General features: G+C 65.8%; 27 protein-coding genes, 1 tRNA gene and 3 pseudogenes. 15 read left to right on the top strand and 16 right to left on the bottom strand.

Going from position 1 to position 26,510, the window contains the following annotated elements; all coding sequences use genetic code 11:
* Positions 1 to 4: 4 nt before the first annotated feature.
* Positions 5 to 508: a hypothetical protein gene (locus BMZ21_RS11170; protein ID WP_091833432.1), complete on the bottom strand. Its 504-nt coding sequence runs from the start codon at positions 506 to 508 to the stop codon at positions 5 to 7.
* Positions 505 to 1,038, bottom strand: coding sequence for a DUF2244 domain-containing protein (locus BMZ21_RS11165; protein WP_091833429.1), 534 nt, complete (start codon positions 1,036 to 1,038; stop codon positions 505 to 507). Before BMZ21_RS11165 ends, BMZ21_RS11170 begins: the two co-directional genes overlap by 4 nt.
* A gap of 20 nt (positions 1,039 to 1,058) precedes the next feature.
* On the opposite strand from BMZ21_RS11165, the gene nth reads away from it, so the two are divergent.
* Complete coding sequence (gene nth, locus BMZ21_RS11160) at positions 1,059 to 1,760, top strand: endonuclease III (RefSeq protein WP_091833426.1); 702 nt, start codon at positions 1,059 to 1,061, stop codon at positions 1,758 to 1,760.
* Between the two features lie 3 nt (positions 1,761 to 1,763).
* On the opposite strand, the gene BMZ21_RS11155 is transcribed toward nth, so the two are convergent.
* Both BMZ21_RS11155 and BMZ21_RS11150 read right to left on the bottom strand, forming a co-directional pair.
* A complete protein-coding gene (locus tag BMZ21_RS11155) occupies positions 1,764 to 2,750 on the bottom strand; it encodes a Bug family tripartite tricarboxylate transporter substrate binding protein (RefSeq protein ID WP_091833423.1) in 987 nt (328 codons plus the stop codon).
* Positions 2,683 to 3,885 carry a 4-oxalomesaconate tautomerase gene (locus BMZ21_RS11150; RefSeq protein WP_280141479.1) on the bottom strand — a complete coding sequence of 401 codons (1,203 nt, stop codon included), beginning with the start codon at positions 3,883 to 3,885 and terminating at the stop codon, positions 2,683 to 2,685. The genes BMZ21_RS11155 and BMZ21_RS11150 overlap by 68 nt, the downstream gene beginning before the upstream one ends.
* Positions 3,886 to 3,971: 86 nt before the next feature.
* Between BMZ21_RS11150 and BMZ21_RS11145 the strand changes: the two genes are divergently transcribed.
* Complete coding sequence (locus BMZ21_RS11145) at positions 3,972 to 4,886, top strand: LysR family transcriptional regulator (RefSeq protein ID WP_091833420.1); 915 nt, start codon at positions 3,972 to 3,974, stop codon at positions 4,884 to 4,886.
* A 2-nt stretch (positions 4,887 to 4,888) separates the two neighbouring features.
* Here the strand turns inward: BMZ21_RS11145 and BMZ21_RS11140 are convergent, their stop codons facing one another.
* A complete protein-coding gene (locus tag BMZ21_RS11140) occupies positions 4,889 to 5,686 on the bottom strand; it encodes an undecaprenyl-diphosphate phosphatase (RefSeq protein WP_091833417.1) in 798 nt (265 codons plus the stop codon).
* Positions 5,687 to 5,924: 238 nt separating this feature from the next.
* Here BMZ21_RS11140 and BMZ21_RS11135 point away from each other — a divergent pair, with 238 nt between their 5' ends.
* Genes BMZ21_RS11135 through BMZ21_RS11125 form a run of 3 tightly spaced genes read left to right on the top strand, consistent with a single transcriptional unit; the run spans position 5,925 to position 8,616 of the window.
* The gene (locus tag BMZ21_RS11135) at positions 5,925 to 6,617 is read left to right on the top strand and encodes a glutathione S-transferase family protein (protein ID WP_091833413.1); all 693 of its coding nucleotides are present in this window, start codon (positions 5,925 to 5,927) and stop codon (positions 6,615 to 6,617) included.
* A complete protein-coding gene (gene queG / locus BMZ21_RS11130) occupies positions 6,515 to 7,753 on the top strand; it encodes a tRNA epoxyqueuosine(34) reductase QueG (protein ID WP_091833410.1) in 1,239 nt (412 codons plus the stop codon). The genes BMZ21_RS11135 and queG overlap by 103 nt, the downstream gene beginning before the upstream one ends.
* The gene (locus tag BMZ21_RS11125; RefSeq protein ID WP_091833407.1) at positions 7,750 to 8,616 is read left to right on the top strand and encodes an SDR family oxidoreductase; all 867 of its coding nucleotides are present in this window, start codon (positions 7,750 to 7,752) and stop codon (positions 8,614 to 8,616) included. Before queG ends, BMZ21_RS11125 begins: the two co-directional genes overlap by 4 nt.
* A gap of 6 nt (positions 8,617 to 8,622) precedes the next feature.
* On the opposite strand, the gene olsB is transcribed toward BMZ21_RS11125, so the two are convergent.
* The 4 genes from olsB to BMZ21_RS11105 form a co-directional block, all read right to left on the bottom strand.
* Positions 8,623 to 9,579 carry a l-ornithine N(alpha)-acyltransferase gene (gene olsB, locus BMZ21_RS11120; RefSeq protein WP_211200375.1) on the bottom strand — a complete coding sequence of 319 codons (957 nt, stop codon included), beginning with the start codon at positions 9,577 to 9,579 and terminating at the stop codon, positions 8,623 to 8,625.
* Between the two features lie 125 nt (positions 9,580 to 9,704).
* Entirely contained in the window at positions 9,705 to 11,801 is a 2,097-nt protein-coding gene (locus BMZ21_RS11115; RefSeq protein ID WP_091833401.1) for a response regulator, read from the bottom strand.
* A 109-nt stretch (positions 11,802 to 11,910) separates the two neighbouring features.
* Positions 11,911 to 13,449 carry a YifB family Mg chelatase-like AAA ATPase gene (locus tag BMZ21_RS11110; RefSeq protein ID WP_091833398.1) on the bottom strand — a complete coding sequence of 513 codons (1,539 nt, stop codon included), beginning with the start codon at positions 13,447 to 13,449 and terminating at the stop codon, positions 11,911 to 11,913.
* A 154-nt stretch (positions 13,450 to 13,603) separates the two neighbouring features.
* Positions 13,604 to 13,906, bottom strand: a complete 303-nt coding sequence (locus BMZ21_RS11105) for a hypothetical protein (RefSeq protein ID WP_100963244.1) — start codon at positions 13,904 to 13,906, stop codon at positions 13,604 to 13,606.
* Between the two features lie 199 nt (positions 13,907 to 14,105).
* On the opposite strand from BMZ21_RS11105, the gene BMZ21_RS11100 reads away from it, so the two are divergent.
* From BMZ21_RS11100 to BMZ21_RS11080, 5 genes and pseudogenes are all read left to right on the top strand, one after another.
* A tRNA-Ser gene (locus tag BMZ21_RS11100) sits at positions 14,106 to 14,195 on the top strand.
* 526 nt (positions 14,196 to 14,721) lie between these two features.
* Complete coding sequence (locus tag BMZ21_RS11095; RefSeq protein WP_158673539.1) at positions 14,722 to 15,093, top strand: MarR family winged helix-turn-helix transcriptional regulator; 372 nt, start codon at positions 14,722 to 14,724, stop codon at positions 15,091 to 15,093.
* Between the two features lie 601 nt (positions 15,094 to 15,694).
* Positions 15,695 to 16,219 carry a cytochrome P460 family protein gene (locus tag BMZ21_RS11090; RefSeq protein WP_091833387.1) on the top strand — a complete coding sequence of 175 codons (525 nt, stop codon included), beginning with the start codon at positions 15,695 to 15,697 and terminating at the stop codon, positions 16,217 to 16,219.
* Between the two features lie 141 nt (positions 16,220 to 16,360).
* Positions 16,361 to 17,128: an alpha/beta fold hydrolase gene (locus BMZ21_RS11085; protein ID WP_091833384.1), complete on the top strand. Its 768-nt coding sequence runs from the start codon at positions 16,361 to 16,363 to the stop codon at positions 17,126 to 17,128.
* 226 nt (positions 17,129 to 17,354) lie between these two features.
* Positions 17,355 to 17,666 (top strand): annotated as a pseudogene (locus BMZ21_RS11080) (pyridoxal-phosphate dependent enzyme); the annotation flags it as partial.
* On the opposite strand, the gene BMZ21_RS11075 reads toward BMZ21_RS11080, so the two are convergent.
* From BMZ21_RS11075 to BMZ21_RS11065, 3 genes are all read right to left on the bottom strand, one after another.
* Positions 17,552 to 18,484, bottom strand: coding sequence for an FAD binding domain-containing protein (locus BMZ21_RS11075; protein WP_091833381.1), 933 nt, complete (start codon positions 18,482 to 18,484; stop codon positions 17,552 to 17,554). The pseudogene BMZ21_RS11080 and the gene BMZ21_RS11075 overlap by 115 nt on opposite strands.
* A gap of 3 nt (positions 18,485 to 18,487) precedes the next feature.
* A complete protein-coding gene (locus tag BMZ21_RS11070) occupies positions 18,488 to 19,156 on the bottom strand; it encodes a 2Fe-2S iron-sulfur cluster-binding protein (protein ID WP_167561606.1) in 669 nt (222 codons plus the stop codon).
* Between the two features lie 117 nt (positions 19,157 to 19,273).
* Positions 19,274 to 19,987, bottom strand: a complete 714-nt coding sequence (locus tag BMZ21_RS11065) for a helix-turn-helix domain-containing protein (protein WP_167561605.1) — start codon at positions 19,985 to 19,987, stop codon at positions 19,274 to 19,276.
* A gap of 84 nt (positions 19,988 to 20,071) precedes the next feature.
* On the opposite strand from BMZ21_RS11065, the gene BMZ21_RS11060 reads away from it, so the two are divergent.
* The 4 genes from BMZ21_RS11060 to BMZ21_RS11050 all read left to right on the top strand — a co-directional run bounded on the left by BMZ21_RS11060 (position 20,072) and on the right by BMZ21_RS11050 (position 23,215).
* A complete protein-coding gene (locus BMZ21_RS11060) occupies positions 20,072 to 21,181 on the top strand; it encodes an aldo/keto reductase (RefSeq protein WP_244543803.1) in 1,110 nt (369 codons plus the stop codon).
* A gap of 32 nt (positions 21,182 to 21,213) precedes the next feature.
* A complete protein-coding gene (locus tag BMZ21_RS11055) occupies positions 21,214 to 21,924 on the top strand; it encodes a formylglycine-generating enzyme family protein (protein ID WP_091833375.1) in 711 nt (236 codons plus the stop codon).
* 742 nt (positions 21,925 to 22,666) lie between these two features.
* On the top strand, positions 22,667 to 22,837 hold the full coding sequence (locus tag BMZ21_RS30350; RefSeq protein ID WP_167561604.1) for a hypothetical protein: 171 nt from the start codon (positions 22,667 to 22,669) through the stop codon (positions 22,835 to 22,837).
* Between the two features lie 45 nt (positions 22,838 to 22,882).
* The gene (locus BMZ21_RS11050) at positions 22,883 to 23,215 is read left to right on the top strand and encodes a hypothetical protein (protein ID WP_091833372.1); all 333 of its coding nucleotides are present in this window, start codon (positions 22,883 to 22,885) and stop codon (positions 23,213 to 23,215) included.
* Positions 23,216 to 23,238: 23 nt separating this feature from the next.
* On the opposite strand, the gene BMZ21_RS11045 is transcribed toward BMZ21_RS11050, so the two are convergent.
* The 4 genes and pseudogenes from BMZ21_RS11045 to BMZ21_RS31125 form a co-directional block, all read right to left on the bottom strand.
* Entirely contained in the window at positions 23,239 to 24,621 is a 1,383-nt protein-coding gene (locus BMZ21_RS11045; protein ID WP_167561603.1) for an ATP-binding protein, read from the bottom strand.
* A gap of 10 nt (positions 24,622 to 24,631) precedes the next feature.
* Positions 24,632 to 24,892, bottom strand: coding sequence for a winged helix-turn-helix domain-containing protein (locus BMZ21_RS31135; RefSeq protein WP_425285435.1), 261 nt, complete (start codon positions 24,890 to 24,892; stop codon positions 24,632 to 24,634).
* A gap of 65 nt (positions 24,893 to 24,957) precedes the next feature.
* Positions 24,958 to 25,057 (bottom strand): annotated as a pseudogene (locus tag BMZ21_RS31130) (DNA-binding response regulator); the annotation flags it as partial.
* Positions 25,037 to 25,312 (bottom strand): annotated as a pseudogene (locus BMZ21_RS31125) (response regulator); the annotation flags it as partial. The pseudogenes BMZ21_RS31130 and BMZ21_RS31125, both read right to left, overlap by 21 nt.
* 162 nt (positions 25,313 to 25,474) lie before the next feature.
* On the opposite strand from BMZ21_RS31125, the gene BMZ21_RS11035 reads away from it, so the two are divergent.
* The gene (locus BMZ21_RS11035) at positions 25,475 to 26,308 is read left to right on the top strand and encodes a MipA/OmpV family protein (protein WP_091833364.1); all 834 of its coding nucleotides are present in this window, start codon (positions 25,475 to 25,477) and stop codon (positions 26,306 to 26,308) included.
* Positions 26,309 to 26,510: the final 202 nt, after the last annotated feature.

Genomic DNA, 26,510 nt, shown 5'->3' with positions numbered 1-26,510 from the left:
TCCCTCAAGCGAAGCGCTGCAGCTTCTCCCGCGTCAGGCGTTGGTTGTTGCGGTGCCATTCGTCGTCGGTGAAGAAAACCGGCGAAGCCTCGTCCCAGCCGCTGCAACTATAGTCCGACTGCTCGGCGAAGAAGGCGACGAAGTCCTCGCGCGAACGCCACTCGGCAATGGCCTCGCCGGGATGATGACCGTCCAGGATGTCGCAGAGCTTGACGCCGTCTCGCGTGCGGATCAGGCCGTGACCGCAGTAATCGCGGTGGAATTCGTGGATCAGCCCCTCGCCGACTGGGCGAACCATCACGCGATCCCAGACCTGCCCTGCCAGCACCGGGCCGAACAGGGCGCGATCGAGCTTGTCGCGCAGGATCAGTGCATAAGCACGGACAGCTTCCTCGCCACCGGTCTCAGCAGGCAGGGGGCCGCGCCGAGCGCGATTGGCCCGCACCGCCGCGATGACGACGACGATGATCGCCGCCCATGCGATCAGCGGGATGATCGTAGCGGTCATGCTCGGGCGGGTTCGAAATCCGGGCCGCGCTTGGCCTTGGCGAGCGCCGCTCCGAGCGCCTGTGCGAAGCCTTCGCGCTCCTGCGGCGAAAGTGCGGAAGCGACCACGGTGCGCTGCCCTCGCGCGACCAGCGAAAGCTCGAGCAGGCCGTAATCCTCGTCGTCCGCGCGCTCGAGCTTGGTCCAGGCCGGATTGGAGCGCCAGATCCTCTCGCGGCCGTGATGCGAGACCTTGCGCAACAGCACCTCGAGCGGCGTCACGACGATGCGCTCGAAGGCGCGGGCCGCATTGAAGTTGACCTTGAAGGCGATGAACAGCGCGAGGACGTCGAGGCCGAAGAAGCCTGCGACCGGCCAGGCACCGAGCACCATGAAAGGAATGGAGGCCGCGACGCTGGTCAGGCAGACCAGCGTCATCACGGTCCGGAATCCGTTCTGGCCGAGCGAGCGATGCGGCGTGATCGTCGCGTCGAAGACCGGCTTTTCGGCCGCTTCGACTGCAAGGTCGGATTCGGGCTTGCCCAAGGTCATGTGCCAACTATAACGCCGCGATGCCCGTGCCGAACAGTGCGAAACGCCGCAGCCCTCCACCGAAGCGGATCACGAATCCGAAGCCGCGCAGCGCTGCCGAGGTCTACGAGATATTCAGCCGCTTCCGGCAGCAAAGGCCCGAGCCGAAGGGCGAGCTTGACTACGTCAACGCCTTCACGTTGCTGGTCGCCGTGGTGCTCTCGGCACAGGCGACCGATGCCGGCGTCAACAAGGCGACGAAGCGGCTGTTCGAGCTCGCTGACACGCCTGAAAAGATGCTCGCCCTCGGCGAAGACCAGGTGCGCGAGCTGATCAAGACGATCGGGCTCTACCGCAACAAGGCGAAGAACGTCATCGCACTCTCGGAAAAGCTGATCTTGGAGTTCGGCAGCGAGGTGCCGATCGCGCGCGAGGCGCTGGAGAGCCTGCCCGGCGTCGGCCGCAAGACCGCGAACGTGGTGCTCAACATCGCTTTCGGCGAGATCACCCACGCGGTCGACACCCATGTCTTCCGCGTCGCGAACCGCCTGCGCATCGCGCCCGGCAAGAATGTGCTGCAGGTCGAACTCGGCCTGGAAAAGGCGGTGCCGGCCGAGTTCGGCCGGCACGCGCATCACTGGCTGATCCTGCACGGACGCTACACCTGCAAGGCGCTGCGGCCGGCCTGCGAGAGCTGCGTCGTCGCTGACCTCTGCGATTCCGCCGACAAGCGGATCGCCTGAGCCTCAGTTGATGGCGAGGCGGGCCTGCTTGATGATGCCGGCCCAGCGCCGCGACTCCGCTTCCATCATCGCTGCGAACTCCTCCGGCTTGTTGCCGATCGGCTCGGCACCCTCGTTCTGCAGACGCTCGCGGATGATCGGGCTGTTGATGGTCTCGACCGTCGCCTGACGCAGCTTGGCCGCGATGTCCTTGGGCGTGCCCTTGGGCACGACAAAGCCGTACCAGGCCGTTGCCTCGTAGTCCGGCCAGCCGCTCTCGGCGACCGAGGGAACCTCGGGGAAAAGCTTGGCGCGCGCCTTGCCGGTCACCGCCAGCGCCCTGACCTTGCCGCCTTCGATCAGGCCGAGCACGGACGGCACGGTGGTAATCATGAAGTCGCTGTTGCCGGCGAGCAGATCGGTCAGCGCCGGGCCGGCGCCGCGATAAGGCACATGCACCGCCTCGAACTGCGCGGTCTGCGCCAGCAGGATCGTCGCCAGATGGCTGGCCGAGCCGTTGCCGGCCGAGCCATAGGTCAGCTTGCCCGGGTTCTTCTGGCCCTGGCCGACGAGCTCGGCCAGCGTCTTGTGTGGCGAATTCGGCGCGACGACCACGACGAGCGGCGCCGCCGAGATCAGCGTCAGCGGGTCGAATGCAGTCAGCGGATCGACCCGGACGTTCTTGAAGAGATGCGGGTTGACTACCATCGGGCCCTGATTGGCCATCAGCACGGTATAGCCGTCCGGCGAAGCCGCAGCCGCCTGTGCTGTCGCGAGATTGCCACCGGCCGAGCCGTTGTTCTCGACCACCAGCGACTGGCCGAGCCGCTCGCCGACGCCCTGGGCGACGAGACGCGCGATCGCGTCCGTGCCGCCCCCGGCGGCGTAAGGCACCAGGAGCTTCATCGGCTTGTCCGGGAAGGCAGCCTGGGCGCGGGCGAAGTCAGGCAGGCAGGTGCTGGCCAGAGCGGCCGTGATCAGGCTGCAGAGATGGCGGCGCGTGATCGTCATGGGTCAGTTCTCCTCCCGTTTCCGCCCTCTCTGCAAGCGCGAGGATCGCACTGGCGGGGACGATGACGTTTCCTTCGAAGATGCGGCGCGCCGTGCGGACCAGGCTGGCGCGGGCCACCTGACCGGCGGCATCGAGCGCAAGGTCGACCTGGATGGCGCCGCTCGGATGCTCGACCGCGATCAGCGAGCCGATCCCGGGGGACAGCATCTCGGCGGCGACACTGCCGGCGATACGGCTTGCCGCGGCGACGCAGAGCGCTCCGGTGACGGCATGGCTGCGGTGGCAGCGATCCGGCGTGAAATAGCGTGAGGTCAGGCTGCCGCCGCGACGCGCCGGCGAAAGCACCCCGACCTTGGGAATGACGCGCCCGGCGACATCCCCGAGACCCATGCGGCGGCCGGCCTCGCGGCGCAGCCCCTCCAGGCGCGCCAGCAGGGCGGCATTCGCATCGAGCTCGGCCGGCGTCTCATCGCCGGCAAGGCCGAGATCGCTTGCCCGCAGCAGCAGCATCGGCGTGGCATAGTCGACCAGCGTCACCGGGACGCCGTCGATCTCCTCGCGAGCGCAGCCGGTCGGCAGCAATGCGCCGGTTTTCGAGCCGACGGCTTCGAGGAAGCCGAGCTTGATCGGGGCGGCCGTGCCGGCGACACCGTCGATCGCGGTCGCTCCGTCATAGGCGACGACACCGCCAGGCGTCTGCACGGCTGCCTCGATCAGCGCGCCGGTGTTGCGGTTGTGAATGCGCACTATCGTCTCGCCGTCGAGCGCCGGTACCAGCCCGGCCTCGATCGCGAAGGGGCCGACGGCGGAGAGCATGTTGCCGCAGTTCGGGCTGAGATCGACATGAGCGCGCTCGACCGCGACCTGGGCGAAGAGATAGTCGACATCGGCATCGGGCCGACTGGAGCGGCTGACGATCGCAACCTTGCTGGTCAGCGAATTGCCGCCACCGAGCCCGTCGAGCTGCAGCATATGCGGCGAGCCCATTGCGGCGAGCAGGACGCGATCGCGCGCCGCCGGATCGCTCGGCAGATCGCGCTCCAGGAAAAACGGGCCGCGCGAGGTGCCGCCGCGCATCAGCACGCAGGGGATGCGCAGGGCCTGAGGATGCGGGAGCTGGAAGGGAGCGGACAAGGGCGTCACCCGGCGATTGGCGATGCCCTCTCTTCTCAAATCAGATAACTGCTGTGAAATGCAGAGATCGACGCTATTGATACGCCATGAGTATCAATTTTGAAGCCCTCGATCTGCGCGCCTTCATCTCGGTCGTCGAGCTCGGCGGCTTCCACCGCGCCGCCGAGGCGCTCAACATGTCACAGCCGGCGCTGAGCCGGCGCATCCAGCGCCTTGAAAGCGCGGTCGGGGCGGCGCTGCTGGAGCGGACGACGCGCCGGGTCGCGCTGACTATGGTCGGGCGCGAGATGCTGCCGCTGGTCCGGCGCATGCTCGACGAGTTCGACAGCTCGATCTTCGCGATGCGGGATCTCGGCAGCCGCCGCGCCGGACTGATCGCGCTCGCCTGCGTACCCACGGCCGCCTTCTACTTCCTGCCCTCGGTGATCGCGCGCTTCCAGGCGCAGTACCCGAACATCCGCTTCCGAATCCTCGACCTCTCGGCCAATGACGGCTTGGAAGCGGTGGCGCGCGGCGAGGTCGAGTTCGGCATCAACCTGATCGGCGGCTCCGATGGCGAGCTCAGTTTCGAGCCGTTGATCGACGATCCCTTCGTGCTCGCCTGCCGGCACGACCATCCGCTGGCGCAGAAATCATCCCTGGGCTGGGCCGATCTCGAAGGCCATCCGCTGGTCACCGTCAGCCGCAGCAGCGGCAACCGTGCCATCCTCGATGCGGCCCTGGTCAAGGTCGGCGTCAGGCTCGACTGGTCGTTCGAGGTGACGCATCTGTCGACCTCGCTCGGGCTGGTCGAGGCGGGCCTCGGCATATCCGTGCTGCCGAAGCTGGCGACGCCGGGCGAGAACCACCCGATCATCGTGACGCGGCCGATCCGCGACCCGGAAGTTTCGCGCACGATCGGCGTGGTCCGGCGCCGCGGGGTCAAGCTGGCGCCAGCGGCGGAACGCTTCCTGGAGATGCTGCTCGGAACCTGGCGCGGGCCCTTACCCGCTTCAGGCTGAGCTCAGCCGAAGACCCAGAGCCCGGCGAGGCCGGCCGAGCCGACGATGATCCGCCACCAGGCGAAGGGCGTGAAGCCGCGCTTCGAGACGAAATCGAGGAAGCTGCGGACGACAATCAGCGCCGAGATGAAGGCGGTGACGAAGCCGATCGTGATCAATGTGAGATCGTTGGTCGTCAGCTCCTTGTAGTTCTTCAGCAGGTCGTAGGCAAAGGCGCCGGCCATCGTCGGCATCGCCAGGAAGAAGGAGAACTCGGCCGCGGCCCGCTTGTCGGCGCCGAGCAGCATCGCGCCAACGATGGTCGATCCGGAGCGAGAGACACCGGGCACCATCGCAAGACACTGGATGAAGCCGATCTTGAGATACATCGGCAGCGGGAAATTGGTGGCGTCGTGATGTCTCACCTCGAGCTCCAGCTCGTCGACGACGAGGAGGACGAGGCCGCCGGCGATCAGCGTGCAGCAGACCAGAAAGGGGTTGAACAGCACGCCCTTGATGAAGCCGTGCGCCAGCGCGCCGATCACCGCAGCCGGCAGGAAGGCGATGAGCACGCCGATGACGAAGCGACGCGCAGACGGATCGGTGCGCAAGCGCAGGGCGATATCGAGCAGGCGGCGGAAATAGACCAGCAGGATCGCGAGGATCGCGCCGAGCTGGACCAGGATCTCGAAGGATTTGCCCTTGGATTCAAAGCCTAGAAAATGCCCGAGCAGCAGCAGGTGGCCGGTCGAGGACACCGGCAGGAATTCGGTCAGCCCCTCGACCACGCCGAGCACGGCGGCGACAAGAAGGTCATGCATGGGAGGGTCCTTCCGAGCCTTGCTGGTGCGGCGCAACAAAGCTGTGCCGAACGCGTTAAAGCTATGGCGCAGGGTCTTTGCAAATTGGTTACCAGACCGGGAAGGATTTCTGCGCAATCCGCCACTTCACCCCGTCCCGGGTTGTTAGGCTTAGCCGGCAGGCCTATACGGGGGCGCTCCATTGCGCTGCATCAGCGCCGGCCTACCTCACCCGAACCGTCCTCAGTTCCAGCAATCGATGGCCACGCTTCACCATTATGCGCTTTGCCCGCATTCGCGCTTCATCCGGCTCGCACTCGGCGAGTTCGGCCTCGACGCCACGTTGGTCGAAGAGCGCGTCTGGGAACGGCGGCGCGAGTTCCTCGAGCTCAATCCCGCCGGGACGACGCCGGTGCTGCGCGAGGATAGCGGGCTCGTCGTGCCCGGCCCCGGACCGATCGCCGAATATCTCGATGAGACTCGCGGGCTCGCGCTGGCCGAACGGCGCCTGCTGCCGGAAGGCCCGGGCGGGCGGATCGAGGTGCGCCGGCTGCTCGACTGGTTCAACATCAAGTTCAACGAGGAAATCACCGCTCCGCTCGTGCTGGAGAAGGTGATGAAGCGCTTCATGAGCCGGGACGAGGGCGGCGGCCCGCCGGAAATGAGCGCGATCCGCGCGGCGCGCGGCAATGTGCGCTATCATCTGCGCTACATCGCCTGGCTGACGGCGAAACGGAACTGGCTCGCCGGCGACAATCTGAGCTATGCCGATCTTGCCGCGGCGGCGCATCTCTCCTGCGTCGACTATCTCGGCGACGTGCCCTGGGACGAGGATGAGGCCGCCCGCGCATGGTATGCGAGGATCAAGTCCAGACCGAGCTTCCGGCCGCTGCTGAGCGACCGGATTCCCGGCATGGCGCCCTCGGCCCATTACGACGACCTGGACTTCTGAGCCCCGACAAGCTCAAGGCCGCGATCGCCGCGCGCGCCAAGGCCGAGGGGTTCTCGGTGCTGCGCGTCGCCTCGGTCGACGCCATTCCCGAAGCGCCCGCCCGCCTCGCCGGCTGGCTGGAGGCCGGCCATCACGGCGACATGACCTGGCTGACCGAGCGCACGGCGGAGCGCGCCGATCCGGCGACCCTGTGGCCGGCGGCGCGTTCGATCGTCATGCTCGGCATGAGCTATGCGGGCGAAGGCGACCCGCTTGCGGTTCTGGCGCAGCGCGACCGCGGCGCCATCTCGCTCTACGCCCGCCGGCGCGACTATCACGATGTGATCAAGGGCAAGCTGAAGAGCATCGCCGGCGTGCTGGCGGCGCGTGGCGACGCCGAGGTCAAGGTCTTCGTCGACACCGCCCCAGTAATGGAAAAGCCGCTGGCCCAGGCAGCGGGCCTCGGCTGGCAGGGCAAGCAGACGGTGCTGGTCTCGCGCCAGCACGGCGCCTGGCTCTTCCTGGGCGCGATCTACACGAGCGCGGACTTGCCTCCGGACGAGCCGGAGCGCGACCGTTGCGGCTCGTGCACGCGCTGCCTCGACATCTGCCCGACCAAGGCCTTCCCGGCGCCCTATCAGCTCGATTCGCGCCGGTGCATCGCCTATCTCACCATCGAGCATCAGGGCCATATCGACGCAGAATTCCGCGAAGGCATCGGCAACCGCGTCTTCGGCTGCGACGACTGCCTCGCCGTCTGCCCCTGGAACAAGTTCGCGGAGGCCGCGCATGAGACGCGCCTGGCGCTGAAGGGAGAGCTCGACGCGTTGCCGCTGGCCGATCTCGCCGGGCTGGATGACGCCGCCTTCCGCGCGCTCTTCGCCGGCACGCCGGTCAAGCGCACCGGCCGCGACCGGTTCATCCGCAATGTCCTGATTGCGATCGGCAACAGCGGCGATCCGACGCTGGTCGCAAATGCCGAAGCCCTGCTCGACGATCCCTCGTCTTTGGTGAGGGCGATGGCGGCCTGGGCGCTTTGGCAGCTCGTGCCCAGCCGCGCCGCGGAACTCGCGCCGGCCCGCCTCGCGCGGGAAACCGACCCCGAGGTCAGAGCCGAATGGGCTCAGCCTTTTCCGAACCAACTGGAACCCGCATGAAGCTCGTCATCTTCGGCCTCGGCTATTCCGCCGGGTTCTTCGCGCGCGCCGCCTTGGCGAAGGGCTGGGAGGTCACCGGAACGGTGCGCTCGGCCGAAAAGGCCGGCGAACTCAGCAGGCAAGGCCTGCACACTCTGGTCTTCGGCGGTTTTGCGGTCTCGACACCCCTGGCAAAGCTCGTTGCGGATGCAGACGCGGTGCTGGTCTCGGCCCAGCCCGACGAGAGCGGCGATCCGGTGCTCGGCGCGCTCGCCGACAAGCTGGCCGCGGCCGAGAAGCTGCGCTGGATCGGCTATCTCTCGACCATCGGGGTCTATGGCGACCATGGCGGCGCCTGGATCGACGAGACGGCCGAATGCCGACCCACCAGCCGGCGCTCACGCCAGCGGCTGGAGATCGAGCAGGACTGGCTCACCTTCGGCGAGCGCAGCGGCAAGCCGGTGCAGATTTTCCGCCTGTCTGGCATTTACGGCCCGGGCCGCAGCCCGATCACCAAATTGCGGGCCGGCACCGCCAACCGCCTGGTCAAGCCCGGTCAGGTCTTCAACCGCATCCATGTCGACGACATTGCCGGCATACTGATGGCCTCGATCGAGGCGCCGCGCGCCGGAGCGATCTACAACGTCACCGATGACGAGCCGGCACCGCCGCAGGATGTCGTCAGCTTCGCGGCCGAGGTCGCCGGGCTCGCTCCGCCGCCGGAAACTCCGTTCGACCCCGCGAAGCTGTCGCCGATGGCCGCGAGTTTCTACGGCGAGAACAAGCGCGTCTCGAACGCGCTGGTGAAGCGCGAACTCGGCTATGCCTTCCGCTATCCGGATTACCGGCAGGCGCTGCGCGACCTCGCCGCATCCGGCGAGTGATCGCGCTCAGGCGGCGTAGCGCCCGGCGTCGCCGTCGAGATACTCGATATAGCGCCGGTCGATCGCAGAAACCGGCAGGATGACCAACACGTCGGTGGTGCCGAACTGCTTGTCGACCACGGCGCCGGCGCCGAAGCGGGCACCGAGGCGCAGATAGCCCTTAACCAGCGGCGGCAAGCATTTCAGCGCGAGCTTGGCGTCGATCATGCCGGCCGGGAGGCGATCCATCGCCACATGCCGATCGGGCTGGGCCACGACGCGCCAGTCGCCCTGGGCGGTGGCGTGATGGTGGATGAAACTGAGCGGCAGCGCCAGCATGTCGGGGTCGGTGCCGTCCAGGCTGGCGCAGCCGAACATCGCGTCGATGCGGTGATGGCGGCAATAGGCCCAGATGCCATGCCAGAGCAGCTCGACCGTCTTCTTGGTGCGATAGGGCTTCAGCACGCAGGAGCGGCCGAGCTCCAGGAAGCGCATCTCGGGATGGCGCGCCAGCAGCGGCGCGATGTCGAATTCGGACTGGGTGTAGAAACCGCCGAGCCTGGCCACGGCCTGCTCACGCATCAGCCGGTAGGTGCCGACGACCTTGGGCTTGATCCCGCCGAAGCGACCACGCGCGGCATGGTCAATGACGAGGAGATGATCGCAGACGGCGTCGAATCGATCGGCGTCGCGGCGGAACATTCGCGAGACGACATCGGGCTTGGCCGACATCTCCTGATAGAACACACGGTAGCGCAGGCGCTGCGCCCGCCAGATCTCGCGCGGGCCACGCGCCAAACGGACCTCGAGCGCGCCGGAGCGGCCGAGCGTGCCGGACAGAGCGTCAGCGCCAGGGAAGGCGAAGCCGCCGAGCTGCTTGCCGGCAGCCAGCAGGCTCGAGGGGGAGAAACGCTGCAACAGGGCCTGGCCGGCCAGCTTCTGCTTTGCCGGCTGACGGGCACCCTGAAAAACGTCGTGCGTCATAGACGGTCTGGCCCCTGCGATCTCGGATCGGCGCATGACAGCTCTGCGCCGACCGTCTTACGGGATCGCGACAAAACTACGTCACTGTGATGACGAAGCCAACCGCCTGGGGAGCAAACCCAGGCTCAGGCCGACAGCATCTCGCCCGTTCGCAGCTGCGAAAGCCGCTCGATCCAGCCACGCAGCTGATCGCGTGACAGGGGCTTAGCCAGACAATCATCCATGCCGGCGGCGAGCGCCTCGCGCCTGTCATCCTCCGCCGTGTTGGCGCTGACGGCGACGATCGGCAGCCGGGCGAGGCCCTGCGCCTTCTCGGCCGCACGGATGTTCCGGGCGACGGCGAGCCCGTCCAGCACCGGCATGCGGACATCGAGCAAGGCGAGATCGAACCCTGGCGACCGGCCGGCGCGGGCCTCTTCGGCCAGGCGGACAGCCTCGCCGCCATCACGCGCCCAGACCGCAAGGCAGCCGAGCCGCTCCAACGTGCGAGTCAACAGAAGCGCGTTGATCTCGTTGTCCTCGGCGACGAGGACCCGCAAGCCGGCGACAGGCTGCTCCGCCGACGCGTCGCCGGCCGGCGCCGTCGCGACTGCGTGCTGCAGCCGCTCGACCGGGTCGAGCCGCGCCTGCAGCGAGCGCGCCCGGACCGGCTTGACGAGGAAGCCGCTGAAGCCGGCGGCATAGGGGGAGCCGAAGCTGCGGCGCTCGGCCGGCGCCAAGATGATCACGATATCGGCTACGCCGGCGCGTCGCGCCGCGGCCGCCACCGCCTCGACCTCGCCGCCCGGAAGATTGCGGTCGATCAGCACCGCGGACAGGGCCGAATCGCCGGCAAGCGCCGCGAGGGCCCGAGCATGATCGCCGGCCCGCAGAACCTGCGCGCCCGTCCGTTCGAGGCAGGCTGCGATATGGGCCGCGCTGAACGGCGCCGAGGATGCGACCAGGATGCGCCGACCCTGCCAGTTCGGGGAGGCCGGAGACGCGATTTGGGCTGTGCCGGCTCGTAACGGCAGAACCAGCCGGAACAATGCGCCGCCCTCCGCGCGATTCCCGGCTTCGATCTCACCGCCCATGGCGCGGGCGAGCCGGCGGGCGATGGCGAGGCCAAGACCGGTACCGGCCTGGTCGCGATGGCCGGTCATGCCGCCCTGCTCGAACTCCTCGAAGATCGTCGCGAGACGCTCGGCCGGAATCCCCGGCCCCGTATCGGCGATGGCGACGACGAACTGACCGGCGACAGCATCGGCCTCGATGCCGACGCCGCCCGCCTGCGTGAACTTCACAGCATTGCCGACGAGATTGAGCAGAATCTGGCGCAGGCGCTCCGCGTCGCCGACGAGTTGTCCCGACAGGGCGGGCCCGAGCAAAGTGGAGATCTCGATGCCCTTGGCCTGGGCGCGCGGCGCCATCAACTCGGTGACGTCCTCGATCAGCGCGGCTGGATCGAACGGCGCATCGGCAAGTTCGAGCTTGCCGGCCTCGACCTTGGCGAAGTCGAGAATGTCGTCGACGAGCCCGAGCAGCGCCTCGCCCGAGCTTCTGAGCGCCTTGACATAGGTCGCCTGCTCCGGGTCGAGCCTGGTATCGCCGAGCAGGTCGGCCATCCCGAGGATGCCGTTGAGCGGAGTGCGGAATTCATGGCTCACGGTCGCCAGGAAGCGCGACTTGGCGGCGCTCGCCTCCTCGGCCCGGCTGCGCGCTTCCTCAAGCGCCGTTTCGGCTGCGATGCGCCCGCTGATCTCGCGGCCGACCCGCTGCAGCACGGTCTGGCCGGCTGCGACCGGGACGACCGTCTCGACCCAGGAGAGCCAGCGTTCGCCTTCTTGCGTCTCGATGCATTCGTCGACGACGCGGGCTCCGCCCGGCAGCATCTGCGCCGGCCGGGCGCTGCGCACGCGCGGCTGTTCGACGCTGCCGACGGCCTCGGTTTCGCTCTTGCCGATCAGCGCCGCATAGGCGGCGTTGGCGTAGATGATCCGGCCCTCGCTGCGGCGCACGATCAGATCGCCTTGTGCCTCGATCAGGCTGCGATAGCGTTCCTCGCTGTCGGCAAGCACCCAGAGCCGGTCGCTCAGCTTCTCGACATCGGCCGTCAGCGCCCTCGCCTGCCGGGTCACCTGGCGGCGCTCCCGCAGCAGCCGGATCGCGACGATGGCACAAGCGATCGCCAAGGCAATGGCGGCGCCGGTCAACAGAATGAGGAGAGACGGCAGCTCGATCATGCCCGACCATCTATCACGGCCCCTCTTGAGAAAGGGTTCGCCCTATCCGCGAGGATGCCCGGTTGGTTCGAACGGCTTCATTAACCTTTCATCAGGCGGCAATCCCTGATCAGGCAGCCTGTGCCGCCTGGTCGATGCGCGAGCGATAGGACAGCGCCTCGGCGAGATGGATGCGCCCGACCCCGCTATCGCCGTCGAGATCGGCGAGCGTCCGCGCGACCCTGAGCACGCGGTGGTAGCCGCGTGCCGTAAGCCGCATCGCATCGGCGGCGCTGCGCAGCAGCGCGAGCCCGGCCGCATCCGGTCGTGCCACCTCGTCCAGCAGCGCGGCCGGGCAGCGGGCATTGGTCGTACCGCCCGCCAGCCCCAGCGCAGCGTAGCGAGCCGACTGGCGGGCCCGGGCGGCCGCCACGCGGCCCGCGACCTCGGCCGAACCTTCGGACGCAGCCGGCAGGATGAGGTCGGCCGCCGTCAACGCCGGCACCTCGATGGTGATGTCGATACGGTCGAGCATCGGGCCCGAAATCTTCGCCTGATAACTCGCCATGCATCGCTCGTTGGGCCGGGTGTGGCAGGCATAGCCGGGCTCGGTCGCCTCGCCGCAGCGGCAGGGATTCATCGCGGCGATCAGCTGGAAATTCGCGGGGTATACGGTGCGGTGGTTGGCACGCGAGATCAGCACCTCGCCAGTCTCCATCGGCTGGCGCAGCGCATCGAGCGCGTGCGCCTGGAACTCCGGCAATTCGTCGAGGAAGAGCACGCCGTGATGGGCGAGCGAGATTTCGCCGGGCCGGGCCTGCTGGCCTCCACCGACGAGTGCGGCCATCGAGGCCGAGTGATGCGGAGCACGGAAGGGGCGTCGGTCCGTCAACTCGCCATCGGCGAGATGGCCGGCGACCGAAAGCACCATCGAGACCTCCAGCAGCTCGCGCGGATCGAGCGGCGGCAGGATCGAGGGCAGGCGGCTCGCCAGCATCGACTTGCCGGCGCCGGGCGGCCCGTTCATCAGGAGATTGTGGCCGCCGGCGGCTGCGATCTCGAGGACGCGCTTGGCGCTCTCCTGGCCTTTGATGTCGCGCAGGTCGGGCAGCGGCCCGCCTTGGCGGGCGACGGCGGGCTGCGGCCGCGCCATCACCTGCGTGCCCTTGAAATGGTTGGCGAGCTGGATCAGCGAGCGCGGCGCGAGGATATCCAGATCGCGGGCCGCCCAGGCCGCTTCCGGCCCGCTGGCGGCGGGGCAGATCAGCCCCTGCCCTCGGCCATAGGCTGCGATCGCGGCCGGCAGCACCCCGGCAACCGGGGTGATCGAGCCGTCGAGGGCGAGTTCGCCAAGTACGGTGTAGCCGGCGAGCGCGTCAGCCGGGATCGCGCCGATCGCCGCCATGACCCCCAGCGCGATCGGCAGATCGTAATGGCTGCCTTCCTTCGGCAGGTCGGCCGGGGCGAGGTTGACCGTGATGCGCTTGGCCGGCAGCGCCAGCCCCGACGCGATCAGCGCGGCACGGACGCGCTCCTTGCTCTCGCCGACCGCCTTGTCCGGCAGGCCGACGAGGATGAAGGCGACGCCACCCGGCGTGACCTGGACCTGTACATCGACGGCGCGCGCCTCGATGCCTTCGAACGCTACCGTCGCGACCCGCGTCACCATTCCAAGCCCACCCCAGCTCCGCGCAGTGACGCTAGCGGAAGCGCGCCAGGGTTGCAAGAACATATGGGGAACTTACAAGCCCATCGCACGTTCGATGCGAACGATCGACTGCCGCACGAGGACGGGCCCACGGCGACACGGCTCATCAGGATGCTCACCGTCGCGTGACGATGCCGATCACGGATTTGGGCGCCGCACCGAGCCAGAGCAGGAGGAAGCCGAGCAGCAATCCGGCCGCTGCGGTCGGCACCTGCAGCAGATGGACCAGCACCGGATCCCAGAGCATGGGATGGAGATTGCGCTCGACCGCGGGCTGCAGCTGACGGAAGCGCTCGCCGAGAAACGTCAGCGCGGTCTCGCCGAGCGGCGTGAAGCGCAGGGCCGAATTGGCGATCGAGCGCGCGCCATCGGTGAGCAGCGCGACGAAGCCGCCGGCGACGAGAAGGTAGCCCAGCATCCTGACGAGAACCCGCAAGCCTTCCCCCATTCCCGCCACAGCCGGCGCCGCGAGAGCCTCGATCGGCCGCACCGGCGCATCTGCATGTGTCTCCTCGCCCGCGATCATGCAACGGCAAAGGACAATTGCACGCAACCCTGTGCGGCCTGCGGCTTTAGGCCTTGAAAGTCGCGCGCGTGGGCGCCATAAGCAGCGCGCCGGACAGGTGGCCGAGTGGTTGAAGGCGCACGCCTGGAAAGTGTGTATACGGGAAACCGTATCGCGGGTTCGAATCCCGCCCTGTCCGCCAGCTAGTCTCACCGCTTCAGCCCTCGGCGCAGAACCGCTCGAAATGGCCGGTATTTCCGCGCTTTGAAGGCGCCGGGACGTTCTCTGTTCCACGGCAGCCGAGAACTTTTGCGCCTTTCAAAGGGCCGTTTCTCTGCTAAGCCCGCGCGACTGCGGTTCCGCACGACAACCGCAGTGACTAATTTTCTGTCGAGAGTTGGCCCCTGGCTGATATTTGGAACGTCCGCTCTCGGGCGGTTCATCCCAGAGGCTGGCATCAGTTCGATGACGTTCAGTAACCGCTTTCCCAATTCAACGTGTGATACATAGGTTCGACTGATATGGAGGTCGGAGTGATGCCGACCCGAATAGACGATGACGGCTGGACGTTGCCGGTGTTCCAGGCCTGCCTGCTACGCCGGAGGCCCAAGGCGGCGAACTAGATCTAATGCTCCAGCAGACAGGATTTGATGTCAGTGGGTACTGTAGGACCAAGATGGAAGTTGCGCGAGAGGCCGGGTTACCTCGTAGTAAGGCTGGCACGGTTGATGTCCCGCTACGCGGAAGAGCGGATTCAGCCTTTAGGCACCGGTCTTGCTGGATACCCAGTGATCAGTGCTCTCTCCGAGGGGGGCGAGCTGACGCAAAAGCAAATGACCGAACTTCTTGGGGTAGAGCAATCCAGCACGGCACAACTCTTAAGCCGGCTTGAACGCGACGGTTTTGTTACACGTCGCAAGGACCCGAAGGACGCCCGGAGCAGCTTCATTCGCCTTACCGAAAAAGCAAACTCCGCGTTGCCGGTCATTTCTGAGATAATGGATGACGGGAATGACTTGGCTGTGCAAGGTTTCAGTACGCAGGAGATCGAACAAGTAATCAATTTATTGAAGCGGATGCTCGCAAATTTTGAACGCTAGTAATTGGTCATGACATTTTTATGCTTGATTGAGCGACAGAAACACGGATCGGTTTGATCAGACTATACGCTTTCCGGTCGCCCCTTGTGGATGGACCGGCGCGACCGAGGTGTCGATTATCAGGACGTCGTCGTAAGACTTTTCTACGTGATTGAGCCGATTGCAGAAGCCGGCTTTGCGCAAGTTTTGAAGCGATGTATAGCGTCGTTGGTGACCCTAGAGGACTGGCGCATCCGTCCAGCGGCGCCGGAGCGACGCACACAGAAGATGCCGCTTAGAACCCGGCGGTCATCGAAACGGGGCACACCGCACGGCTTGTATGGGAAGATGCGGCTCGATCGTGTTCTACTCGAAATTGCTGAGTTCGTAGCGTTCGATCGCCGAACTCCTCTTTCGGATATTTAAACAGGAAAATTGCCGCCGCGGGACACCGACTACCGCGCTTAAGAGGTCGGGCAGTGTCAACGGCGCAGACATGAAGTCGACCCTCTCCAGCGTGGGAAAGCTTCTTGCAGGAAGTCTCGTCACGATATATAGGATCCTATAGAAATCGTATGCCGCGATTTTGGGCATGGAATTTCACATGCTTTAGGGGGCTAATTTGAAGGAATTTTTGTCACTAGGCTCGGTGTTGTCTGCTGCTTCGGCAATATTCATATACGCAGCCACAATCGGCACTGCCGGCGAAAATGTCTCACCTGTGTATGGCGTAGGCCTTCCAGAGGGTTATCGAGATTGGCGAGGCATAACCGTCGCTCACGAGGCAGGCCAGAACAACGACATCCGTGCGGTTATTGGGAACGACGTCGCCTACGAAGCGTTCCGCGCTGGCACGCTGCCCTTCCCTGACGAAGCGATAATTGTCCGACTTGCTTACGAGTTTAAGTCATCACCACGGAATGACGCTGTATTCCCGGCGCCACAGTCGTACATTGCTGGCAATCCGACCAACGTGCAGATCAGCGTCAAAGACTCGAAAAAGTATGCTGACAGCGACGGCTGGGGTTATGGGCAATTTGAGAACGGAATTGCAAATCAGAGCATCCCACTGACAAAATCCTGTTTCGCCTGTCACCAAAAACTCGACCGTAAAAATGATTTCGTCTTCAGCCATTACTCTCCGTAAGATCTAAGATCATGCTCTCGGAGAAAACTATAAGAACAAGCTATCGGATATACCGCTGGAAATGTTCTTCAAATCGCAACAAAAGATCTAGACTTGCAAATTATAAATGCCATCTTGGTTTCTAATTGAAAGGAAGTACCCATGTCCAAATTTGCTGCAGGCCTTGCCGTTGCCGGTGCTCTGCTTTCGGGTAACGCAGTTGCCCAGCCTGCGAGGCCTACCATCGTACTTGTTCACGGCGCCTTTGCCGATTCTTCGAGTTGGAATGGTGTTACGAAGTTACTGCAAAGCAAAGGCTACCGTGTGATTGCCGCCGCAAATCCGTTGCGCAGCGTCTCGTCCGACGCAGCCTATGTCTCCGATATAGTTGCAAGCATCGACGGCCCTGTCGTTCTAGTAGGCCACTCGTATGGCGGCCAAGTGATCACCACCGCCGCGAATGGCAGGAACAACGTCAAGTCGTTGGTCTATGTGGCGGCATTTGCTCCGGATGAAGGCGAAGCAGCAGCCGATTTGGCAGGTAAGTTCCCCGGTGGCACCCTCGGCAAGGCACTTGCCGCTCCTGTTAAGCTGGCCGATGGTGGGACTGACCTCTCCATCGATCAGGTCAAGTTCCGAGATCAATTTGCCCATGACGTGGGCGCCGCTGACGCTGCGCTGATGGCAGCCGGCCAGCGGCCGATCACCGCGGCGGCACTGACAGAAAAGTCAGGCAAACCGGCTTGGAAAGTGCTTCCCTCCTACTTCATCTACGGCGATGGTGACAAAAACATCCCCGCCAAAGCGCTAGGCTTCATGGCTGAGCGGGCAGGCTCGAAGCGCACGGTCGTAGCAGAAGGCGCGTCTCACGTGGTGATGGTGTCCCAGCCACAGGCCGTTGCTGGTCTCATCGAGGAAGCTGCGAGGTAACGCCAGCGGCACGGATGGCTGACCGCTGAGGCCGATGCAGACTGGGCCAGTCTGCAATCGCCCGAGAACCCTTTGATCGCGGGAACCGAGATCGGCTACAATGCCGGTTTCGGTCATGCTGTCGGTCCTGCGCCAACAAGGCGTCACGGCGGTGCTGACGGCGGTGCTGGAGGATTAATCCTGCAATGGCGGCGCCGCTGTCGCGACCTATGCTGCCGCAGGTGGCATGCGGGCCAAGATCCTGGTCCCGGCGTCGACCCAGCCCGGCAAGACAGTGCAGATGCGCGCTCACTGCGCCGAGGTCGAGCTCATCGATGGCCCGCGCCAAGCGACGGCCGACGAGGCAATCCGACAATCCGACCAGCTCTTTTATGCTAGCTATAATTGGCAGGCCTTCTTCCTGGAGGGCACCATGACGCTCGCCTACGAACTATGGGAGGATCTCGGCTTCCGCGCTCCCGACAACATCATTATGCCGATGGGCGCCGCAGCAACGTGCTCGTCATTCGCGGCGCCCGTAAGAGCCGCTTCGGCCGCCCGTGCTCTCCAAGGCTTCGGTGCGACGCCCCCGAAGGCGAGGCTGGCGGTGCGGAGCCGCCTGCTGTCTCCCTCGACGATGGCCGCGACCGAGACGAGCGCGAAGGCATAGGAGGCGCGGTCACGGACCTTGCGATAGATCTGGCGCCCGCGCGGTGGCGGCGGCAATGTCACGGCGGTGATCATTTCGCCGGGCTCGAGCGCCGTCTCGACATGGGGCGTGTTGCCCGGCAGCCGATAGAATTCGTCGATCGTCAGCGAGCGCTCGCCGCCGTCGGCGGAGATCGTTTCGATGCGAGCGTCGAGCGCCGTCATCGCGACGGCCATGTCGGAGGGATGAACGGCGGCGCAATCCGTGCTGGTGCCGAGGATGCCGAGGCTGCGCTCGAAGCCGCCGAGTGCCGCGCATCCGGCGCCGGGCTCGCGTTTGTTGCAGGGCATGGCCGGGTTGTAGAAATACGGGCAGCGCGTGCGCTGGAGCAGATTGCCGGCGGTGGTGGCCTTGTTGCGCAACTGGCCCGACGCGCCGGCCAGAAGGGCCTGAGACAGTGCCGGATAGCGCCGCCTGACCTGCAAATCGGCGGCCAGGTCGCTATTGCGCACCTGCGCGCCGATGCGCAGGCCGCCCTGATCCGTGGCGGTGATCGCCGCGAGCGGCAAGCGGCTGATGTCGACGAGATGTCCCGGTCTTTCGATCCCGACACGCATGAGGTCGATCAGGTTCGTGCCGCCGGCGATAAACTTCGCGTCGGGCCGTTCTGCAGCGGCAGCGGCGGCAGCGCGGGCATCGGTTGCGCGCTCGTAAGTGAAGTGCCGCATCGTTCAGCCCTCCCGCGCGGCGTCGCGGATCGCCGCGACGATGTTGGGATAGGCGGCGCAGCGGCAGAGATTGCCGCTCATGCGCTCGCGAATTTCGGCATCGGACAATGCGAAGCGCCCGCGGGCGGCATCTGCGCTGGCATGGCTTGGCCACCCCGCCTCGGCCTCGCGCAACATGCCGACTGCGGAGCAGATTTGCCCCGGCGTGCAATAGCCGCATTGGAAACCGTCGTGCTTCACGAAGGCGGCCTGCATCGGGTGCAGGACATCGCCCGTCGCCAGCCCCTCGACGGTGGTGATCTCGTCGTCCTGATGCATGATCGCCAACGTCAGGCAGGCATTGATGCGCCGTCCGTTGACGAGAATGGTGCAGGCTCCGCATTGGCCGTGATCGCAACCCTTCTTTGAGCCAGTCAGGCCGATCTCCTCGCGCAACGCATCGAGCAGGCTGGTGCGCGGATCGAGGCTCGCCTCGATCCTGCTGGAGTTGATCCGGAACGACATCGGCAGGCGGCCCGCGCCTTGCGGAGCCAAGCCGGCGGCACCGGGAGCATTGGCAGACTGGGCTGCGGCGGTGCCGGCGCTCATCAGCAGCGCCGCTGCGCTACCTTCCAGCAGGGTGCGGCGCGTCAGACCGCCGAAGGAATCGGTGCTCGTGGTGTCGCGTATCATGCGGCAAGCCTCCTTGCGATGCTGCCCGCCGGCCGGGCGGCGCGGCGAGTTCGACAAAGGAGGAGATGGTGCGCGGCAGCAGGGCTTCTGTCGGAATTCCGCAGCGCTTGTCGCGATTCAGGAAAAAGCTCGCCGATAGGCCTGCGGTGTCGTGTCGAGATGCCTGCGGAACGTCGCGGTGAAATGGCTCTGGCTCGAAAAGCCCAGGCGGGCGGCAATGACACCGATCGGCTCGCCGCTGCGGGCAAGCATGGTCTCGGCCCGGGCCATGCGCTGCTGCAACACGAAGGCATAGGGAGCGAGCCCGGTTGTCGCCTTGAAGCGACGGGCGAAACTGTCGGGAGCCAACCCCGCGACTCCCGCGAGTTCCGACAGAGAGATCGCGTCGCGCAGATGCGCCTCGACATAGGCTTCGATGCGCTTCAGCACGGTTGCGCTCAGGCTGGCGTGAGCGTCACGCACCGCGCGTGGTGCACCCGTTCGATCCGCCGCCGCGATGCGGCGCAAGATGACGGAGACCAACTGCTCGACATAGCCGTCGTCCGGCATGCAGCCGGCAGCTAGGTCCAGCCTCAGGCTGTCGATCAGGCTCGCGAGCGCCGGTTCCTGCGCGTTGATCAGGGCATTTTCAACAGCCGGGGCATCGGCAAGAGCGCCAGCGTTTGGATGAATCCAGAGGGCTGAATAGCGCAGGTCAGCTTGCTCGTAGATCGCCCTTCGCGGCAGGTTCGCCGGAACGAAGGAGACTGTTCCGGGGCGATCCCGGATGTCATGGAGGCGTCCACCTTCGGGGGTGATCCGGGTGCGAGCCGTCCTGCCACGATGGGTCAAGACGATGAGATGCGCTGGCGAGGTCCAGTGCATCTCGGCGCTTTCGCAGGACCAGGCCGGGTCCGATGCAACAGCGGGTGACCCATGAACTCGATCAGCAAATCGGCAACCAGCCGCCGCGGCTTCCTCGGCGGCGCCGCGACGATGGCCGCCGGCGTCGGCGCCGCGCCCCTCGCGATGGCGCAGAATGCAGCCACTCCTTCGGGAGGTGCCGCCGGCGCGCCGGCCCGTGCCCCGGCCGCCGCTGGAGGCCCGATCATCACCCGCCCGATCGGCCAGAGCGGAGAGGCGATCCCGGCCGTCGGGCTTGGCACATTCCTCGTCTTCGACGCGCTGCCGGGCGCCAGGCGCGACAATCTACGCGAGGTGATGAAGATCCATTGGGATGCCGGCGTGCGTCTGGTCGATACTTCGCCGCTCTATGGTTCGGCCCAGTACACGCTCGGCCAACTCGGCACGGAGCTCGGAATCCTCGACCAGATGTTCATCGCCAACAAGGTCTGGACGACCGGCGAGTATCTCGCCGACGAATCCCATGCCCGCCGCAGCCTCGAGCTGTCCCAGGGCCTGCTCTGGCGCGAGACCATCGACGCCATGCACATCCACAGCCTCGTCAACATCGAGTCGCTTGTGCCGATCCTGCGCGCCTGGAAGAAGGAAGGCCGCATCCGCTACATCGCGATCTCGCAATACGAGACCATGTTCCACGATGCCGTCGCCGGCGTGATGGCACGCGGCGGCATCGACATGGTGCAGATCAACTACTCGATCTTCAATCGATCGGCCGAGACGCGCATCCTGCCGATGGCGCGGGAACGCGGCATGGCGGTGCTGGCCAACATGCCTTTCGAGAAGGCAAGGCTGTTCCAAGTCGTGCAGGGACGTCCGGTCCCGGATTTCGCCCGCGACTTCGCCTCGACCTGGGCCGAGTTCTTCCTGAAGTGGGTGATCGCCAACCCAGCCGTGACCTGCGTGCTGCCGGCGACCTCGAACCCAGTTCATGCGGCCGAGAATGTGCGTGCGCTGCGCGGCCCGCTGCCGGACGAAGCGATGCGCCGGCGCATGGTGCAGCACATGGAAAGGCTGCCGGGCTTCGACAAGATCGCCAGTGTTCCCTGGTATCCCGGCAAGGACGCACGGTATCAGGGGCTGATCCGGCGCCAGCAGGGCGTCATCCGCCAGCGCCTGACCTGATCGCCCGACCGCCACGCTCTGGAGCCCGCAGCATGTCCGTACGCCGCCCCGTCACCTGGCTCGCCGCCGTGCTGACCTTCGCCACCATCGCCACGCCGACGGCGGTGACGGCAGAGCCCATCCGGATCGGCAGCTTTGCGATCGACGCGACGGAGGTCTCCGTGGCGTCCTTCGAGGCCTATGCCAAGGCGCGTGCGCTGCGCACCGCAGCCGAGCGCGAGGGCGGCGGCTTCGAGTTCCGGATGGGCTGGGTCCGGCGCAGCGGCTGGAGCTATCTGCGGCCATCGGGCGATCCGGCAGCTCCCGAGGCCCCGGCCGCGCATGTCAGCTGGTCCGAGGCCCGCGACTTTTGCGCGGCGGCGGGCGGGCGCCTGCCGACCGCCGCCGAATGGCGCGAGGCGGCCTATACCGAGCGGCGTGAGACGCCGAGCGACGGCTTTGAGACCGGGCGGACCTATGCCTATGCGGTCGGCGACAAGCCGGATGGCATGAACCTGTCGTCCGGCGACCGGTGGGAGCGCCACAGCCCGGTCGGCGCCACCCGCCGCGGCGTCAACGGGCTTTTCGACATGGGCGGCAATGTCTGGGAGTGGCTGTCCGACCGGCGCGGCGAGGAGGCGCTCACCGCCGGCGGCTCCTGGTGGTACGGCCCGGCCCAAAGCCGCGCCGACGGCATGCAATGGAAGGCGGCAAATTTCTACGCCGTCTATGTCGGCTTCCGCTGCGCCTACGATGTCCGCTGACGCCTCAATGCGCGTGCGCATAGCGAAAGCGATCCGATTGCTGCGGAAAGCTCAAAACTCTCTGATGGCCTTCTCTATGCAGTTGTTCATGGCCGGCGGTGGATGACCATTGACAAGTATAGGCAAAAGATGTCGGCCGCTACGCACTGACCTATATCGGTGGCCAATGGTCTGCAGCGATCGCTTGATGTTTCTCCTGCCTCAAGTCGATGAGGGTTGGATAGCTGACGCCTTTGTTGAGGGGGAGGAGTTAGAGACGGGCGCGAGCATAGGCAAAGGCTCTGGTCGGTCTCGAACGTCCGCTTCTGGGCAAGTTTCGAATGTCGACTTAGGGCGCGTCTCTGCCCTGCAGAAAAATTGCAGTACCAACACCTCCAGTGGCCGTCACGGTAGCAGCGCCCATTCGGGCCGATACGAGCAAATTTCAGCATCGCGCCGAGCGCCAAACGGCAAACGGCATCGCCTGGCTGCAGGCGGGAAGGAGCCGAGGCACCTTCGTTAGTGCTCGGTATCCGCTTGCCGCTGTCAGGAAGGCGCAAGCTTGTTCGTCCAGACGACGCCACCCGAACCGTCTGGAGGCGACAGAATGCTCGCAAGTGATGACGCGCTGGACGTAAGGCAGAGCCGGTCGCAAAAAAGGTGGTCGACCATCACTTCTCCCTCGACCGGCCACCTGCGAGGGATAGCCGTCCGACGGCCCGCCGGCGGGCCGTGGTCGGTGCGAGCCAACACGATATGCCCCGTGATCGGTGTGTTCATGGATGCCTGGTATGAAGGCCTTCCGGATGACGAACGATCGATCCTCGACCCGTTGATCCCGATCATCCTCGACACGCGCGCCACACCGGGCATCGAAGAGGCACGTGCACTTATGGCTGGGGACTGGCTGGTGCGAACCTACGCGCCAGTCTAGCTCAATCTCGCGGGCCTGCAGGAAGAAGCCCGGCGGCTTTATGGCTTGCCCCAGATCACGGAGTTCGCAGAGTTTTTCAAGCTGCGGGCGGTGCTGGCCCAGGTGAGCCACCTTGCCAATGCCAGGGCAGTCGACGTCGATGAGGCATGCTGGATCAAGGCGTCCGACGACTGCTGGGCGTCCGGCTGGGCCGGAGCCTACGAGGCGACCTGCTTTGCCGCGCATGATTGCGCCTGGGTCACCGCTGCCGCCGCAGCCCGGGCTGCTGCCGGCCTGGCTGCGGGGCTGGCGACACACGCCTTCAAGGTCGCTCTCCAGGCATCCGCCACCGAGCTGCTTCTGAGGATGGCGAGATGCGGCGATCCGTTCAGCCGCTGACCGTTCCGGCGGCGCCTCGTCGTTCAAGCACCTGAACCTAACTGGAAACCGAGCGCGAACGTCGCGGTTCCGCTGGAGGAAGACACAATGACGCTGCCACCGAGGCGCGTCATGATCGTATCGACGATCGAAAGGCCGAGACCACTGCCACCTGTGCGACGGTCCTTCTTCCAGAAGCGCTCGAACATCGCCTCGCGGACCTCTTCAGGGATGTCGCTGCCGGTATTGCTGACCGAGATGCTCCTCTCGTCGATCACCACGCGAATGGCGCTTTGCGGGCGCGAATGGCGGACGGCGTTGTCGACGAGATTGCGCAAGGCGATTTCCACCAGCCCCGGATCGCCGCGCACCAGGGTCGGTCCGTCGCCGGCGAGCTCGACCGCGATATCCCTGCCCGAGGCGAGAACCGCCGGAGCCATATCGGTCACCACGGCTTTCGCGAGTGCGGTCAGGTCGAGATGCGCAGCCGTGTCGATCGGCCTACTGTCCGCCTCGGCCAGCGCGAGCAGCTGCGCCAGCAGGCGGGCGACCTTGTCGAAATGGACGGCGAGGACCGAGCGCGCCGGCGCTGGAACGATGGCTTCCACCTCGGCCCTGAGGGCGGCGATCGGCGTGCGCAGCTCATGCGCGGCGTTGGCGGTGAACTCGCGCTGCAGGCGCCAGGCCGTGTCGAGCCGCGCGAGCAGGTCGTTGAAGGCACGGACGAGCCCGCGCATCTCGGTCGGCACGCGATTTATAGAGAGGCGCCGGTCGAGCGTCGCCGCCTCCATCTCCTGCGCCTGTCGGGAGACACGCCGGATCGGTTTCAGCGTCAGCCTGACGATGATCGGGATCGCGATCATCGCGAGCAGCAGAGGCAGGAGGATCGCCAGGACCGTGCCTTCGGTGAAGGTGTAGAGCACGTCGGCGATCGCGATGTTACTGTCGAGCAGCGGCATCGAGGCCTGCACGAACAGGCCCTCGCGCGCCACGACCGTGACGACGACCCGTTGCCTGCCGCCGGCATCGGGCAGAATCAGCATGACCGGGTCGCCGCTGTTCGGATCGAGCCATCTCTCGATTGAGAAGCCGAATGGATCGTCGGTGTCGTAGCGCTCGATGACGGCCGGCGAGACATCGACGCCTTTGAGGCCCCAGGACTGGATCACGCGCCCTTGCCGGTCGAGCAGTGCATAGGAGACCGTCTTGCCGACTTCTTCGGCGAGGTCGCCGAGTTCCAGCGTCGGCCTGCCGTCGACGATGCGGATCCGTTCCGCAAGGGTATCGACCTGTACCGTCAGGCTGTTCCTCTGGACCCGGAAGAGCCCGTACTTCGCCTCCTGGACCAGCACGGCGAACGTGCAGGAGAGCGAGGCCATGAACACGATCGTCGTGGCGATGACGAGCCGGAGACTGAGTGAGTTCAAGGTCCACCGCCTATGGAGTCTTGTCCGCGACCATGATGTAGCCCAGCCCTCGCACCGTCCTGATCGACAGCTTCGCACCGCTGCCTTCCAGCTTGCGCCTGACGCGGTGGACATGCACCTCGACCGCGTTGTCGGTGTATTCCTCGTTGAACGAGTAGACGCTCTCCGCCAGCTGCTCCTTGGTGACGACGCGACCAAGGCAGCGCATGAAGCGCTCGACGACGATGCTCTCGGCCCGCGAGAGCGGCACATGCTCGCCATCGACCGACATCATCCGCGAGGTCGGGTCGAAGCTCGTGTTCTCGACGGCGAGCACCATCGCCACCGAGGTCCCGAGCCGCCGTTGCAGTGCGCGGAGCCGCGCGATCAGCTCGTCGATCGAGAACGGCTTGACGAGGTAGTCGTCGGCTCCTGTGTTGAGGCCGGTAACGCGATCGTCGACCGAGCCCAGCGCCGTCAGCAGCAGCACCGGAAGATCGAGCCGCGATCGGCGCACTTCGGCGAGCGCCTCAAGCCCGCTGCCATCAGGCAGGAGGATGTCGAACACGGCGGCATCGTAACTGTGTGACTTCAGCGCATGCAGGGCATCGTCACGGCTCTCGACGAGATCGACGACGAAGCCGGCAGCGGTCAGGGACGAGGCCGTCGCCCGGCCGACAGCCTCGTCGTCCTCTGCAAACAGAACGCGCATCTCAGCTCCTTCGCGTAGCGGAACAGGACACAGCTAGGCATGCTACCTTGCACGAACCTTTCAGCGCCTCACGGCTGCGCGCCGATCGCCGTAAGGAGCCTGTAAGGTAGCAAGCCGATCTCCGGGCCGCGAGGCAACAGCCACGCATCCACGGAGATTCGTATGCGCATTCAGGACTACGCGATCCTTCTGGCGACTCTGGCGGCACCGGCCACAGCCCGGGCCAGCGACCTGCCTTCCAGAAGCCGGGAGCCACAGCCGCCCACCGAGCAGCCGCGCTCGGACTGGAGCGCCATGCTCGCGCTCGGTGGCGGCATGATGCCGGAATTTCCGGGCTCGAAGCACTACAAGGCGATGCCGTTCGGAATGGGCCGTCTCGCCTATCGCGACTACTACATCGAGGTGCTCGGCCCGCGCGCCAAGGTCAATGTGATCCCCGGCGGCTTGATCGAGGCCGGCCCGCTAGTTGGTTATGATGGTGGCCGCGACAACAGCGTGAAAAGCCGTCGACTCAAGCTTCTCCCGGAAGTCGACAGCTCGGTCGAGTTCGGCGGTTTCGCCAAGCTGAATCTGGAGCGGCTCCTGCTGCAGAACGACAAGCTCTCGTTCGGGGTCGAATTCGCCAAGGCTTCCGAGGGACATGAAGGCTACACGGTCACCCTGCAGACGAGCTACGGCATCCAGTTCACCCGGACCTTCTTCATGTCGCTCGATGCCGAGCTGCAATTCGCGGACAAGAAATATTCGAACGCCTATTTCGGCGTGACCGCGGCCGGTGCGGTGGCGACCGGACTGCCCACCTATACCGCATCGTCCGGTCTCAGCATGGCGGAGATCGGCCTGAGCGCCCGCTACGCCTTCACGCAGAATTGGGGCATCACCGGCCGCGTCGCCTATGGCCGCCTTCTGGGCGATGCCGCCAAGTCACCGATCGTCAAGCGGGAGGGGTCGGAGAACCAGTTCAGCGGCGGGCTGGCGGTCGCCTATCGCTTCTGACGCGCGGGCCGCGCGCTGCCTGCTCCATGTGTCCTTGCGATCCTCACACAATGCGAACCATCGCTCGCCTTGTCGCGATCTGCGTGTTCGCCCTCCTCGGAGGCTGTCTTGCTCCTGCCCGCATTCCCTATCAGGCAGGGGCCGCAGCGACCGCCGATATCGAAGGCTTCGACGCTATCCGGACCTATGCGGATTCGACAGG

The organism is Allobosea lupini (assembly GCF_900109525.1).
Taxonomy (GTDB): Bacteria; Pseudomonadota; Alphaproteobacteria; order Rhizobiales; family Beijerinckiaceae; genus Allobosea; species Allobosea lupini.
This window is presented reverse-complemented; position numbering and strand designations above follow the sequence as displayed.